We start from the raw sequence: 13,877 nt of genomic DNA, 5'->3' as shown, positions 1-13,877 counted from the left end.
AACAAGAATGCTAGTCTGGAGTTTCCATGAAAAGAAAAATTATGGTGGTTACCGCCGCCTACGGCTACGACCAGGTGCGGGCCGCAGGCGGGCAAACGGCAATGTTGCCCATCATTGCCGAAGCCGGTGCTGACGGCGTCGAAATCCGCCGCGAGTTATTAACCGACGCCGAGCTGAAAACGCTGTCCACAATGGCCTCTGCAATCGAACTCTTCGGCCTGCTGGCCTGTTATTCAGCGCCTGAACCGTTATTCCTTGAGGATGGGAACCTGAATCCCCGACTTCCGCAGCTCCTCGAAGAAGCGCAGGCCCTACAGGCGCTGTGGTTAAAAGTCTCTCTCGGTCATTTTTCCCATACCGAACAGTTCGACGATTTACGTGAATGGCTGAACAACAGCGGAATGGAGCTGGTTGTGGAAAACGATCAGACCGCCTGCGGACGCCTGCAGCCGATGCAACGTTTCAATGAAGCCTGTCAGACGCAAAACCTGCCGATATCTCTGACTTTCGATATGGGCAACTGGCTGTGGGTTGGCGACTCCCCGGAACAGGCCGCGCAGAACCTGGCGCCAACCGTCGGATATATCCATGTCAAAGCCGCAGTTACGCATCGCGATAGCTACCGTGCCGTACCGCCTGATGAAGCAGATTCACGCTGGCTGGCGCTGTTAAAAACGCTGCCCAACGATGTTCCGCGCGGTATTGAGTTCCCCCTGGAAGGGCAGGATTTGACGGCGGTTACCCGCCACTACGTCGAGCTGTTACGCGAGGAGTAACACATGAAAAATTCACTGGATGCGGTCACTATTGGTGAAGCGATGGCGATGTTTGTCGCCACGCAAACCGGCGAACTGACGGATGTAGAGCAGTTTATCAAGCGCGTTGCAGGCGCTGAACTCAACGTGGCGACCGGTCTTGCTCGTCTGGGCCTGAAGGTCGGCTGGGTGAGCCGCGTAGGCAATGACAGTTTTGGTCGTTTTATCGTTAAGTCGCTGGAAAAAGAAGGGATTGATGCGCAGGGAGTTACCCAGGACGGGCGTTACGCTACCGGCTTTCAGCTTAAATCTAAGGTCGAAAATGGAACCGATCCCATTGTGGAGTATTTCCGCAAAGGTTCCGCCGCCAGCCACCTCAGCGTTGAGGATTATCACGAGGACTATTTCGCCAGCGCGCGCCACTTGCACCTGAGCGGCGTGGCGGCAGCGCTTTCTGCCAGCTCCTATGAACTACTGGCGCACACCGCCCGCACGCTGAAAGCCCAGGGGAAGACCATCTCGTTCGACCCAAATTTGCGTCCGGTGCTGTGGAAAAGCGAAGCCGAAATGGTGGAAAAACTGAACCGGCTGGCATTCCAGGCTGACTGGGTTTTACCTGGATTAAAAGAGGGGATGATTTTAACCGGCCAACAGACGCCTGAAGCCATCGCCGACTTTTATCTGCGCCACGGGGTGAAGGCCGTGATCATCAAAACCGGGGCTGATGGTGCCTGGTACAAAACAGCCAGCGGTGAACAAGGTTGCGTTGCACCGGTAAAAGTCGACAACGTGGTCGATACGGTCGGCGCAGGCGATGGCTTTGCCGTAGGCGTTATCAGCGCCCTGCTGGAAGGCCGTTCGCTGCATCAGGCGGTGACCCGCGGCAATAAAATCGGCGCACTGGCCATTCAGGTTCAGGGCGACAGCGAAGGATTACCCACACGTGAACAATTAGGGGAATAAACTCCCGGCCAACTCTGTCTCTGTACCCTACATACAGAGGCGGCGTATCAGCATAACCAGAGGGCAGTCTATGAATAGCTCAACTAATGCAGCAAAACGCTGGTGGTACATTATGCCAATCGTGTTTATCACGTATAGCCTGGCGTACCTTGACCGTGCGAACTTCAGCTTCGCCTCCGCCGCCGGTATCAACGAGGACCTCGGCATTACCAAAGGGATCTCTTCCCTGCTGGGCGCTCTGTTTTTCCTCGGCTATTTCTTCTTTCAGATCCCAGGCGCGATTTACGCAGAACGGCGCAGCGTACGAAAACTGATTTTTGTCTGTCTGATCCTCTGGGGCGCATGCGCGTCGTTAACCGGTATGGTCAGCAATATTCCAATGCTTGCCGCCATCCGCTTTATTCTTGGCGTCGTTGAAGCCGCGGTGATGCCCGCAATGCTGATTTATATCAGCAACTGGTTTACGAAATCCGAGCGCTCGCGCGCTAACACTTTCCTGATCCTCGGTAACCCGGTTACCGTCCTGTGGATGTCTGTGGTTTCCGGTTATCTGATCCAGGCGCTGGGCTGGCGGGAAATGTTTATCATCGAGGGCTTCCCGGCCATCATCTGGGCGTTCTGCTGGTGGGTATTGGTAAAAGACAAACCGTCTCAGGTCGGCTGGCTGTCAGAATCTGAAAAAGCCGCCCTTCAGGCGCAACTGGAAAAAGAGCAGCAAGGCATCAAAGCCGTGCGTAACTATAGCGAGGCCTTCCGCTCACGTAACGTCATCCTGCTGTGCATGCAGTATTTCGCCTGGAGTATTGGCGTCTATGGTTTTGTCCTGTGGCTACCGTCGATTATCCGCAACGGCGGCGCAAATCTGGGCATGGTAGAGGTTGGCTGGCTGTCATCCGTACCTTATCTGGCGGCGACGGCGGCGATGATCCTCGTCTCCTGGGCCTCCGATAAGCTGCAAAACCGTAAACTGTTTGTCTGGCCGCTGTTATTGATAGCCGCTTTCGCTTTTATCGGCTCCTGGGCCGTGGGTGCAGACCACTTCTGGATTTCTTACACGCTGTTAGTTATTGCGGGTGCGGCAATGTACGCCCCATATGGCCCCTTCTTCGCCATCATCCCGGAAATGCTGCCGCGCAACGTCGCCGGGGGTGCAATGGCGCTGATTAACAGCATGGGCGCGCTAGGCTCATTCTTTGGTTCATGGTTTGTCGGCTACCTCAATGGCGCAACCGGCAGCCCATCCGCCTCGTACATTTTTATGGGGGTAGCGCTTTTTGTCTCAGTATGGCTAACTTTAATTGTTAAGCCTGCTAATAATCAGCAATTACCTATTGGCGCACGCCACGCTTAAATTTTAACTTACGGAGATTCGCATGAAGCCGTCCATTATTCTCTATAAAGCGTTACCTGACGATTTACTGCATCGCCTGGAAGAGCATTTTACTGTGACTCATGTGCCTAACCTGCGCCCGGAAACGGTCGCACAGCACGCCGAGGCTTTTGCCAACGCGGAAGGTCTGCTGGGTTCCAGTGAAGCCGTCAATACCGCCCTACTGGAGAGAATGCCCAGGCTACGTGCGACATCCACGATTTCCGTAGGCTATGACAATTTCGACGTCGATGCCCTCAACGCGCGCAAGGTGCTGTTGATGCACACGCCAACCGTGCTGACGGAAACTGTCGCCGATACGGTAATGGCGCTGGTGTTAAGCACCGCTCGCCGCGTGGTAGAAGTTGCTGAACGGGTGAAAATTGGCGAATGGACCAAAAGTATCGGGCCGGACTGGTTTGGTACGGATGTACACCACAAAACGCTGGGGATTGTCGGCATGGGCCGTATTGGTCTGGCGCTGGCGCAACGCGCGCATTTTGGTTTTAGCATGCCGATTCTTTATAACGCGCGCCGTCATCACCAGGAGGCGGAAGAACGCTTCAACGCGCGTTACTGCGACCTCGATACGCTGTTGCAGGAGTCCGATTTTGTCTGCCTGATCCTGCCGTTAACCGAAGAAACGCATCATCTGTTTAGTACCGAACAGTTTGCCAAAATGAAGTCCTCCGCCATTTTCATTAACGCCGGGCGTGGGCCGGTGGTCGATGAAAAAGCGCTGATTGCCGCCCTGCAAAGCGGGGAAATTCATGCCGCAGGCCTTGATGTGTTTGAGCAGGAGCCATTACCAGCAGACTCACCGCTATTGGCGCAGCCAAACGTGGTAGCCGTACCGCACATAGGTTCAGCGACGCATGAAACGCGCTATAACATGGCGGCCTGTGCGGTGGATAACTTAATCGATGCGCTGCAAGGACGCGTTGAGAAGAATTGCGTGAACCCGCAGGTCGCGCCATAAACAAAAGGCCGGGTAGCACTTACGCTTACCCGGCCTTTTATGTATTACAGCGCCTTCATTACTGAGCGGCATTCACCGCAGCAGTCCAGGCCTGATTAAATGCCTGATGCTGAGAGGCCAACGGGCCAATCAGCGTGTTGTACTGACTTGCCTGCTGTGAAGTTGGGAACTGGATACCGTTAGCGACAAAGCTCACCTGCGTATCCTGCTGTGCCACAAAATCACCGACCTGCACTAACTGCTGCGTGAAGATTTGCGCGGCAGGGATCAGCGGCTGTAGCGCCTCTGAAGGTACAGTGACGACTTTATTGTAGACCTGGTCAAAGACCGGCTTCAGATCCTCGCCCTGCTTCAGCGCGCCATGCGCAGCATCTGCCTGCAGTTTCGCATTCTGCAACTGTTGCCCTAATACGCCCAACGCACCATTTGCCTGACGCAGCGGTTCACGCTGAGTCACATAATCCTGAGGAACACGAATCGCATTTACGCTATCAACCACCGGGCGCAGACCGGAGTCCATTGCCTGATTAACCTGCTGCGAATAGCCATACAGAATCGCGTAATCGGACACAAACGGGCCAAACTGTTTTTTCTGATCGGCGGTCAGCGTTGGTAAACGCTCTCCGCTACGCATTGCAGTATTCTGCAGAAAATCGATAAACGCTTTGCGTTGATCGCCTTCTTTATCAAAACACCCACTCAGGCCAACTACCATTAAGAGCGCCAAAACAGGCGCAAACCAGCGAGAGCAGGACTTACCTGTCGCCATTTTAATACTCCTTTCACCCAAAAATGCGCACAACGACACCCGCGTGCCTGACGTTGACAAGGATAGTCCAGGTCAGCCCCGCAAGATACCCTTTCCGCGTAATCTTGTGGGGGAAAATAACCGCTCCCGCCACCCATCGTTTTGCTAAACAATGCGCCATTTACCACACGACGTCATATTTTAGTCATCTTTACAATCGGGATCGATCGTTCGCAGATCACGACCTTTATCAGTTCGTTAGCCTGCAAAAGATTGTCGACCCCGATCCGCTGAAACGAATCCATCACACAAACCTAAAATTCGGCTTCATTTTTTCCGACTACTCTTAATGAGCTTCGATGAAATTCACGATCCCGCTGTGTGATTTGTAGGAGTTCTCAATGGAATACAAAGATCCTATGTTTGAACTGCTGAGCAGTCTGGAGCAGATTGTTTTTAAAGATGTATCGCAGACGGTTACTCTGACGCAAAAAACCAACCCTTTCACCGAATTTGAACAGCTACGACGAGGGACAGGTTTAAAAACAGATGATTTTGCCCGGGTGATGGGCGTGACGGTCGCGACGGTTCATGAATGGGAGTCTAAACGCGTAAAGCCTTCCAATACCGAATTGAAGTTAATGCGCCTGATTCAGGCAGACCCAAGATTAAGTAAGCAACTGATGGATTGAACTATTTTTCAATTTTACTTATGAACGGTCCTGTAAAAGGGCCGTTCCCTTAAGGAGGTTATCCACAAAAAAGAAAATAGTAGTTGCATCCACATGCGTAAAATGAGTTAATGCCCTCAACGGTTTGACGTACAGACCATTACAGCAGTTAGTAAGGCAAGTCCCTTCAAGAGTTATCGTTGATACCCTTCGTAGTGAGCATTTCCTTTACTGTTAAAAAATCTGTAAAGCACGCCATATCGCCGAAAGGCACACTTATTTTTTAAAAGGTAATACACTATGTCCGGTAAAATGACTGGTATCGTAAAATGGTTCAACGCTGACAAAGGTTTCGGCTTCATCACTCCTGACGATGGCTCTAAAGACGTGTTCGTACACTTCTCTGCTATCCAGAACGATGGCTACAAATCTCTGGACGAAGGTCAGAAAGTTTCCTTCACCATCGAAAGCGGCGCTAAAGGCCCGGCAGCTGGCAACGTAACCAGCCTGTAAGCTTAAAAAGCTCAAAATTCTGAATCCCTGCCAAACGGCGGGGATTTTTTTTATCTGTACTTCGCAAGACTCCCCGCCCAAACGCTTCTTTGCATTACTTTACCCGTCCTCCCTTTGACCTTTCCCTAAGGGCAAGCTTTATAGTGAGCCAGTCTGTATTCCACAACATTCACAAGGAATTGAAGCTATGTCGAAATCCTCACTGCTGCTGGTTTTAGGTTTGCTCACAACCGGTAGCGCGTTCGCAGCAACTCCGGAAGCTGCTTTTCTGGCGGAACACGGGCTCAGCGGTAAATCCGTCGAGCAAATCGTCGAGACCATTGACCAGTCGCCACAGAACCGCCCGCTGCCGTACTCAGCATCTATCACCAGTACCGAACTGAAGCTCTCTTCGGGCGATCAGATTTATACCCTACCGCTCGGTGACAAGTTCTATCTGTCATTTGCCCCCTATGAATGGCAAACACATCCTTGCTTCAACCACAGCCTTTCTGGCTGCCAGGGCGAAATGCCGGAGAAGGCATTCAATGTCAAAGTGACGGATAACAAGGGTGAGGTGGTGGTACAAAAAGTGATGAAGAGCGGTCGAAATGGCTTCGTCGGGGTATGGCTACCGCGCAATATGGCAGGCACAATCGCGGTAAGTTACAACGGTAAAACGGCGGAGTATCCCATCAAGACGATGGAAGACAGCCAGACCTGTCTGACAAAATTACAGCTGCGCTAACTACATACAAAAAAGCCGGATGGCACAATGCTTATCCGGCTTTTCTAAGTCAGCTCAGGAGCGTTACTGCAGCAGAGAAATATCCGCTACGCGCAGGAACAGTTCGCGCAGTTTTGCGAGCATAGACAGACGGTTAATACGCAGATCTTTATCTTCCACGTTGACCATCACTTTCTCGAAGAACGCATCAACCGGTTCACGCAGTTCCGCCAACTCAACCAGCGCTTCCTGGTAACGACCAGCTGCAAAGACAGGCTCCAGCTTATCGCGCAGCACCACAACCTGCAGCGCCAGCGCAATTTCTTCCGGCTCTTTCAGCGTTGCCGAATTTACGCGGTCATTCAGCGTCTCTTCAGACTTCGCCAGGATGTTCGATACACGCTTGTTCGCTGCAGCCAGCGCGGACGCGGCTTCCAGCGTACGGAAGTGCGAAACCGCCTTCATACGTGCGTCGAAATCAGCCGGACGAGTCGGACGACGCGCCAGTACTGCCTGAATGGTATCGACGGTGTAACCTTCATCCTGATACCAGGCGCGGAATCGACCGAGCATAAAGTCGATCACATCATCCACCACGTTGGCGTTAGTCAGCTTGTCGCCATACAGACGAACCGCTTCTTCGGTCAACGTTTGTAGATCCAGATTCAGGTTCTTCTCAACGATGATACGCAGTACGCCCAGCGCGGCACGACGCAGCGCAAACGGGTCTTTGTCGCCTTTCGGATGCTGACCGATACCGAAGATACCCGCCAGTGTGTCCATCTTATCGGCAATCGCCACGGCACAGGCAACCGGGTTAGACGGCAGGTCATCACCGGCAAAACGCGGCTGATACTGCTCGTTCAGCGCCACAGCGACATCTTCCGCTTCACCATCGTGACGCGCGTAGTGCATGCCCATCACGCCCTGAGTATCGGTGAACTCGAAGACCATGTTGGTCATCAGGTCGCACTTGGACAGCAGGCCAGCACGCGTTGCGTGGTTAACGTCAGCGCCAATCTGACCAGCAATCCAGCCCGCCAGCGCCTGGATACGGTCAGTCTTGTCGCGCAGCGTACCCAGTTGCTGTTGGAACAGCACGGTTTGCAGACGCGGCAGATGGTCTTCCAGACGTTTTTTACGGTCTGTATTGAAGAAGAATTCGGCATCCGCCAGACGCGGACGAACCACCTTCTCGTTACCGGAGATGATTTGCTGCGGGTCTTTGGATTCGATGTTGGCAACGAAGATAAAATTCGGCAGCAGTTTGCCGTCGTTCGCGTATACCGGGAAGTACTTCTGGTCACCTTTCATGGTGTGAACCAGCGCTTCGGACGGAACAGCGAGGAATTTCTCTTCGAACTTCGCGGTCAGCACGACCGGCCATTCCACCAGCGAGGTGACTTCTTCCAGCAGGCTTTCACTCAGATCGGCGTTGCCGCCAATTTTACGCGCCGCGTCTTCGGCATCGGCTTTGATTTTGGCTTTACGCTCAGCGTAATCCGCAATCACTTTGCCGCGCTCACGCAGAATTTCTGGGTACTGATCGGCATTATCGATGGTGAACTCCGGCTCGCCCATAAAGCGATGCCCGCGGATCACGCGATCGGACTGAATACCCAGAATAGTTGCCGGAATAACTTTGTCGCCCAGCAGCAACGTCACGGTGTGAACCGGACGCACGAAGTGAACGTCAGACGCGCCCCAGCGCATCAGTTTCGGGATCGGCAGCTTCGCCAGTGAGGTGGCGATCATATTCGGCAGCAACGCTTCAGCGCTTTCGCCTTTCACATGCGCGCGATACAGCAGCCACTCGCCTTTGTCGGTGGTCAGACGCTCAGCCTGATCAACCGTGATGCCACAGCCACGCGCCCAACCTTCGGCCGCTTTGCTCGGTTTACCTTCGGCGTCAAACGCCTGGGCGATGGCCGGGCCGCGTTTTTCTACTTCACGGTCGGGTTGTGCTTCAGCCAGGGCAGCGACTTTCAACGCCAGACGACGCGGCGCGGCGAACCACTCCACGTTGCCGTGCGCGATGCCAGCATTATCCAGCTCCGCGGTAAAGTTCGCAGCAAAGGACTCAGCCAGGCTGCGCAGTGCTTTTGGTGGCAGCTCTTCAGTGCCGATTTCCACCAGAAAAGTTTTCTCAGACATGGCCGCCTCTTATTTGTCTTTGTTGCACATCGGGAAGCCAAGGGCTTCACGGGAAGCGTAGTAAGCTTCTGCCACTGCTTTGGTCAGGGTGCGAATACGCAGGATATAGCGCTGACGCTCGGTGACGGAGATGGCTTTACGCGCATCCAGCAGGTTGAAGCTATGGGCGGCTTTCAGAATACGTTCATACGCAGGCAGCGGCAGCGGATTTTCCAGCGCCAGCAGCTGCTGCGCTTCTTTCTCGTACTGCTCGAAGCAGGTGAACAGGAAGTCCACGTCGGCGTATTCGAAGTTGTAGGTGGATTGCTCCACTTCGTTCTGATGGAACACGTCGCCGTAAGTGGTTTTACCCAGCGGGCCGTCGCTCCAGACCAGGTCGTAAACGCTGTCTACGCCCTGAATGTACATGGCCAGACGTTCCAGACCGTAGGTAATTTCCCCGGTCACTGGTTTACATTCCAGACCACCAACCTGCTGGAAGTAGGTGAACTGCGTGACTTCCATGCCGTTCAGCCACACTTCCCAACCCAGACCCCAGGCACCCAGCGTTGGGTTTTCCCAGTTATCTTCTACGAAACGGATATCGTGAATGGTCGGGTCCATACCCAGCTCTTTCAGAGAACCCAGGTACAGCTCCTGAATGTTGTCCGGAGACGGCTTAATCACTACCTGGAACTGATAGTAGTGCTGTAAGCGGTTCGGGTTTTCGCCATAGCGGCCGTCGGTCGGACGACGAGAAGGCTGCACATAAGCAGTCGCCATCGGTTCCGGCCCCAGCGCCCGCAGGCAGGTCATTGGGTGAGATGTCCCCGCGCCGACTTCCATGTCCAATGGTTGAACGATGGTGCAGCCCTGGCGAGCCCAGTAATCCTGTAAGGTCAGGATCAAGCCCTGGAAGGTCCTGGTATCAAACTTTTGCATATTATTTCGTGCTGGATACGTGTGGATTTAAAGGAAGCGGTCAGTATACCCGCTGGCTGCAAGATATACAGTACGAAACGGGAAAAAGGGGGAACTTAGCGCATGGAAAGGTGTAAAAACTGCCCGTCTGCATCAAAAGAGCAGACAAAACTCTCTTTACGGAAGGTAGAACCACGCATCTCATAGCTGCCCTGAAATTGTTCCAGACCGGAGATATCAATTTTCTGCACACCAGTGTTGTAGATTTGTGCCGCCTCATTTTTACACAGTGACTCCATATCCAGCGAACGTGTTGCACTGACTTTGATCTTTTGCGCCTTCTGCGCGGGTGCAGGCGGCTGGGTGTCGGCGCACGCAACCAGTAAAAGGGTAACGATCGCGGAAAAGAAATACTTCATCATCATTTTATTACCGCCTGGTTTGCTGGTCAGTCTTATTATTAAGTGTCTGGAAACGGATGCTATTTTGAGAATCTCATCAGACCATCTCAAGCTTTAGCGTAAGAACTCGGATTTTTCCAGTGAGCTACGCTCGCAAAATTTCGGTCAGACTTTTTTTAATGAATACAGAGGAACTGATGCAGCCCAAAATATTCTGGATTGATAACCTGCGCGGGATAGCCTGTCTCATGGTTGTGATGATCCACACCACGGCCTGGTACATCACCAATGCGCAAAGCGTCAGCCCATTGAATTGGGATCTGGCCAATGTGCTCAATTCAGCTTCTCGCGTCAGCGTCCCGTTGTTCTTTATGATTTCGGGCTATCTGTTTTTTGGCGAGCGCAGCGCCAAACCGCGCCATTTCATGCGCATTGCGCTCTGCATCCTGTTTTACAGCAGCGTGGCGCTGGCCTACATCCTGCTGTTTACCTCGATCAACGCTGAGCTGTCGCTGAAAAACCTGCTGCAAAAGCCGGTGTTCTACCACCTGTGGTTTTTCTTCGCGATCGCCGTAATCTACCTGGTTTCCCCGCTGATACAGGTAAAAAATATCAGCGGCAAGATGCTGCTGGCGCTTATGGTGGTGATTGGGGTGATTGCCAATCCCAATACCGTCTCACAAAAAATTGGCGGTTTTGAGTGGCTTCCCATCAACCTGTACATCAGTGGCGACACGTTCTACTACATCGTGTACGGTATGCTAGGCCGAGCGATTGGTATGATGGATACGCACAAGCGCGCGCTTACCTGGCTCTGTGCGGCGTTGTTTATCACCGCAGTGTTTATTATTTCTCGAGGCACGTTGCATGAACTGCGTTGGCGAGGCAATTTTGCCGATACCTGGTATCTCTATTGCGGCCCGGCGGTGTTTATTTGTGCCGCCTCCCTCCTGACGCTGGTCAAAAATACGCTCAGTACGCGCACTCTGCCGGTACTGGGCCTTATTTCCCGCCACTCTCTGGGCATTTATGGCTTTCATGCGCTGATCATTCACGCGCTACGCACCAACGGTGTAGAACTCAAAAACTGGCCGCCGCTGGATATGTTGTGGATTTTTAGCGCCACGCTGGCGGGAAGTTTACTGTTGTCTGTATTGTTACAGCGCATCGATACGCGCAGACTGGTGAGCTAACAATAAAAGCCCTCGATCGGTAACCATCGAGGGCATACGATCACTCCGTAAAATCGTCTGCGACTGCCAGCGTTTCTTTTGGATGCTCAAAGCCACTATCACGGATATTTTTCTGCACCGCAACGGTACCAAACAGGCTTAAAAAGAAGGCCAGGCCGTAAAACCCTTTCTCGTTTAGCAGCAGCGTGGCATTCCACAAACCGATAACCAACAATGCAACCGCAATAATAAACGCGGCAAGACAGGTTATGTAGTAAATCGGCGTTGTCGGGATCCCCTCATATTTATCCCGTACCGTCTTTTGATACGACGCAGCAGAAAACAAACCAAGCACCAAAACAGCAAAGTAATACCCCTTTTCGTTCAACTGCATATCGGCATTCCACAACCCCAGCAGATAAACCACAATGCCGCCGAGAAGCGCGACCCATGACACAATACTAAATGCCGGTGAATAAGTTGATGTCCTGTTTTCCATTTAGAGTTCCGGTCCTTTAGATAAATATTCTGCTGAACGCATGAGTAAAACTTGCCCCAGTAAACATACGATGAATGCCAGCGGGAACAGCCCCTTTTCGAGGGGTGATAATGGGACATTCAATACGCCCACCAACAGCACCCCTACCGTGATGAGCGCCACCATCTGACATACAGAGGCGAAGTGTTCATCGTTCTGATTGAGATTTTCTGCACGCTGATAAACGTACGTCACAAACATTCCCGTCATCAGCACGGCGAAAAAATAGCCTTTGCTACTCAATAACGGGCATGCCCGCCATAAGCCAATAACGTAAATCAATGCACCAGAGAAGAATAATATCCATGGCAACAGCCTTGTCGTCTTCATTGGGACCTCCTTATCCATCATGGATAAAATATGAATAACCCACTAAAGACAACACAGAAAAGGCCACTACGCCGGACTTTCAGAATAAATTCATGCGCGCTAATTATTAATTAGATTGAAATATATATTTGATAAATCCCCTCTGTTTACCAGAGGGGATTTAGGGTCAGGACATCAGCGGGTGTAATTGCTGATAGATTCGGCGGAAGGTTTCCCGACGCTGTTGGTAAAGGGCATGGCGCTCGACATCAGGATAATGCGCCTGCTCCAGCGTAAGCTGAGGTAGAAGATCTGATAATGGCTGCTGCGGATTAATGGCAATCTGCGCCAGACGCGCCGCACCGAGAGCAGGACCAACATCGCCGCCGGTACGGTAATCCAACTGCAATCCGCTGATGTCAGACAGCATCTGACGCCAGTATTCGCTGCGCGCCCCGCCGCCAATCAGCGTAATGCTGGAGGGCTGCACGCCGCAGGCGTGTACCACGTCCATACCCTCAGCCAATGCAAAACCAACGCCTTCCAGCACCGCCTGAGCCAGCTCCGCCGGACCATGCTGATGCGTCAGACCGAAAAATACGCCCTTCGCCTGCGGGTTGTTGTGCGGCGTACGTTCACCGGACAGATAGGGTAAAAACCAGACCGGCTCAGCGTGTTCATCCGCCTGTTGCGCTGCGGCAATCAACGCAGGAACGCTCGCCAGTCCGGTTAATTTTGCCGCCCAGTCCAGGCAGGATGCCGCACTTAACATCACGGACATCAGGTGCCATCGTTCAGGCAATGCATGGCAAAAGCTATGGACCGCGCTTTCCGGTTTGCTGAGAAAGCCGTCGCTGACCGCAAAATAGACCCCGGAAGTACCCAGCGATAGCATCGCCTGACCGGCATTCATCATGCCCACGCCAACTGCCCCCGCTGCGTTATCCCCGCCTCCGGCGACCACCGCAACCTCCTGCATTCCCCAGGCCCTGGCGACTGCTGGCAACAATGTTCCGGTAATCTCACTGCCTTCATAGAGCGCAGGCATATGCGCACGAGTCAGCTTACAGGCTTCCAGCATGACATCACTCCAGTCACGCTTCGCAACATCCAGCCACAGGGTACCAGCCGCATCAGACATATCGCTGGCGAAATCGCCGGTCATACGCAGGCGCAGGTAATCTTTCGGCAGCAAGACTTTATCAACCCGGCTAAAAATCTCCGGTTCGTGGCGCTGTACCCACAGCAGCTTTGGCGCGGTAAAGCCAGGCATCATCAGGTTGCCGGTGATGGCACGAGACTGCGGAACCAGACTCTCCAGCATGACGCACTCTTCGGCGCAGCGACCATCGTTCCACAGGATAGCCGGGCGCAATACCTTCTGTTGTTCATCCAGTAGCGTCGCGCCGTGCATCTGTCCGGCAATCCCCAACGCTTTCACCTCGCGAAGTGAATGCTGCCGACCCAGGGCTTTCACAGCGCGATCCGTTGCCAGCCACCACTGCTCTGGGTCTTGTTCTGACCATAACGGGTGCGGGCGCGAGACGGTGAGTTTCTCTGTTTGCGAAGCGACCACATCGCCCTGCTCGTTGAGCAGAATGGCCTTTACGCCTGATGTGCCAAGATCTATCCCGATATACATAGGGCATCGTTCCTTAAAGAAAGGCCCGGTCGCGCGAGCTGACCGGGCTTACGGACA

At 53.1% G+C, this 13,877-nt stretch carries 15 protein-coding genes; 8 read left to right on the top strand and 7 right to left on the bottom strand.

Annotated elements, in window-relative coordinates; translation table 11 throughout:
* The first annotated feature begins 26 nt into the window (after positions 1 to 26).
* The 4 genes from HV314_RS01010 (at position 27) to ghrB (ending at position 4,066) form a co-directional block, all read left to right on the top strand.
* Positions 27 to 776, top strand: coding sequence for a sugar phosphate isomerase/epimerase family protein (locus tag HV314_RS01010; RefSeq protein ID WP_181547121.1), 750 nt, complete (start codon positions 27 to 29; stop codon positions 774 to 776).
* A gap of 3 nt (positions 777 to 779) precedes the next feature.
* The gene (locus tag HV314_RS01005; RefSeq protein ID WP_046275780.1) at positions 780 to 1,718 is read left to right on the top strand and encodes a sugar kinase; all 939 of its coding nucleotides are present in this window, start codon (positions 780 to 782) and stop codon (positions 1,716 to 1,718) included.
* Positions 1,719 to 1,788: 70 nt separating this feature from the next.
* Complete coding sequence (locus tag HV314_RS01000) at positions 1,789 to 3,069, top strand: MFS transporter (protein WP_003827389.1); 1,281 nt, start codon at positions 1,789 to 1,791, stop codon at positions 3,067 to 3,069.
* Between the two features lie 22 nt (positions 3,070 to 3,091).
* On the top strand, positions 3,092 to 4,066 hold the full coding sequence (gene ghrB / locus HV314_RS00995) for a glyoxylate/hydroxypyruvate reductase GhrB (RefSeq protein WP_181547119.1): 975 nt from the start codon (positions 3,092 to 3,094) through the stop codon (positions 4,064 to 4,066).
* 58 nt (positions 4,067 to 4,124) lie between these two features.
* Here the strand turns inward: ghrB and HV314_RS00990 are convergent, their stop codons facing one another.
* A complete protein-coding gene (locus HV314_RS00990; RefSeq protein ID WP_016154915.1) occupies positions 4,125 to 4,835 on the bottom strand; it encodes a DUF3053 domain-containing protein in 711 nt (236 codons plus the stop codon).
* Between the two features lie 380 nt (positions 4,836 to 5,215).
* Between HV314_RS00990 and HV314_RS00985 the strand changes: the two genes are divergently transcribed.
* From HV314_RS00985 to cueP, 3 genes are all read left to right on the top strand, one after another.
* Positions 5,216 to 5,506, top strand: coding sequence for an HTH-type transcriptional regulator (locus HV314_RS00985; protein ID WP_016157726.1), 291 nt, complete (start codon positions 5,216 to 5,218; stop codon positions 5,504 to 5,506).
* 279 nt (positions 5,507 to 5,785) lie between these two features.
* Positions 5,786 to 5,998 (top strand): transcription antiterminator/RNA stability regulator CspE, encoded by a 213-nt coding sequence (cspE, locus tag HV314_RS00980; protein ID WP_000014594.1) that lies wholly within the window; start codon positions 5,786 to 5,788, stop codon positions 5,996 to 5,998.
* A 187-nt stretch (positions 5,999 to 6,185) separates the two neighbouring features.
* A complete protein-coding gene (cueP, locus tag HV314_RS00975; RefSeq protein ID WP_046275781.1) occupies positions 6,186 to 6,725 on the top strand; it encodes a copper-binding periplasmic metallochaperone CueP in 540 nt (179 codons plus the stop codon).
* Positions 6,726 to 6,788: 63 nt separating this feature from the next.
* On the opposite strand, the gene glyS is transcribed toward cueP, so the two are convergent.
* The 3 genes from glyS to HV314_RS00960 form a co-directional block, all read right to left on the bottom strand.
* The gene (glyS, locus tag HV314_RS00970) at positions 6,789 to 8,858 is read right to left on the bottom strand and encodes a glycine--tRNA ligase subunit beta (RefSeq protein ID WP_016157728.1); all 2,070 of its coding nucleotides are present in this window, start codon (positions 8,856 to 8,858) and stop codon (positions 6,789 to 6,791) included.
* Between the two features lie 9 nt (positions 8,859 to 8,867).
* Complete coding sequence (gene glyQ, locus HV314_RS00965; protein ID WP_001168551.1) at positions 8,868 to 9,779, bottom strand: glycine--tRNA ligase subunit alpha; 912 nt, start codon at positions 9,777 to 9,779, stop codon at positions 8,868 to 8,870.
* 95 nt (positions 9,780 to 9,874) lie between these two features.
* Entirely contained in the window at positions 9,875 to 10,183 is a 309-nt protein-coding gene (locus tag HV314_RS00960; RefSeq protein WP_016154920.1) for a YsaB family lipoprotein, read from the bottom strand.
* A 173-nt stretch (positions 10,184 to 10,356) separates the two neighbouring features.
* Between HV314_RS00960 and HV314_RS00955 the strand changes: the two genes are divergently transcribed.
* Complete coding sequence (locus HV314_RS00955) at positions 10,357 to 11,352, top strand: acyltransferase (protein ID WP_181547117.1); 996 nt, start codon at positions 10,357 to 10,359, stop codon at positions 11,350 to 11,352.
* A 40-nt stretch (positions 11,353 to 11,392) separates the two neighbouring features.
* Here HV314_RS00955 and yiaA read toward each other — a convergent pair whose 3' ends face one another.
* From yiaA to xylB, 3 genes are all read right to left on the bottom strand, one after another.
* Complete coding sequence (gene yiaA, locus HV314_RS00950; protein WP_016154922.1) at positions 11,393 to 11,830, bottom strand: inner membrane protein YiaA; 438 nt, start codon at positions 11,828 to 11,830, stop codon at positions 11,393 to 11,395.
* On the bottom strand, positions 11,831 to 12,199 hold the full coding sequence (gene yiaB / locus HV314_RS00945) for an inner membrane protein YiaB (protein WP_047415855.1): 369 nt from the start codon (positions 12,197 to 12,199) through the stop codon (positions 11,831 to 11,833).
* Between the two features lie 166 nt (positions 12,200 to 12,365).
* Complete coding sequence (gene xylB, locus HV314_RS00940; RefSeq protein ID WP_149382176.1) at positions 12,366 to 13,820, bottom strand: xylulokinase; 1,455 nt, start codon at positions 13,818 to 13,820, stop codon at positions 12,366 to 12,368.
* Positions 13,821 to 13,877: the final 57 nt, after the last annotated feature.

Source organism: Citrobacter sp. RHBSTW-00887, assembly GCF_013728095.1.
Lineage (GTDB): Bacteria > Pseudomonadota > Gammaproteobacteria > Enterobacterales > Enterobacteriaceae > Citrobacter > Citrobacter braakii.
This window is presented reverse-complemented; position numbering and strand designations above follow the sequence as displayed.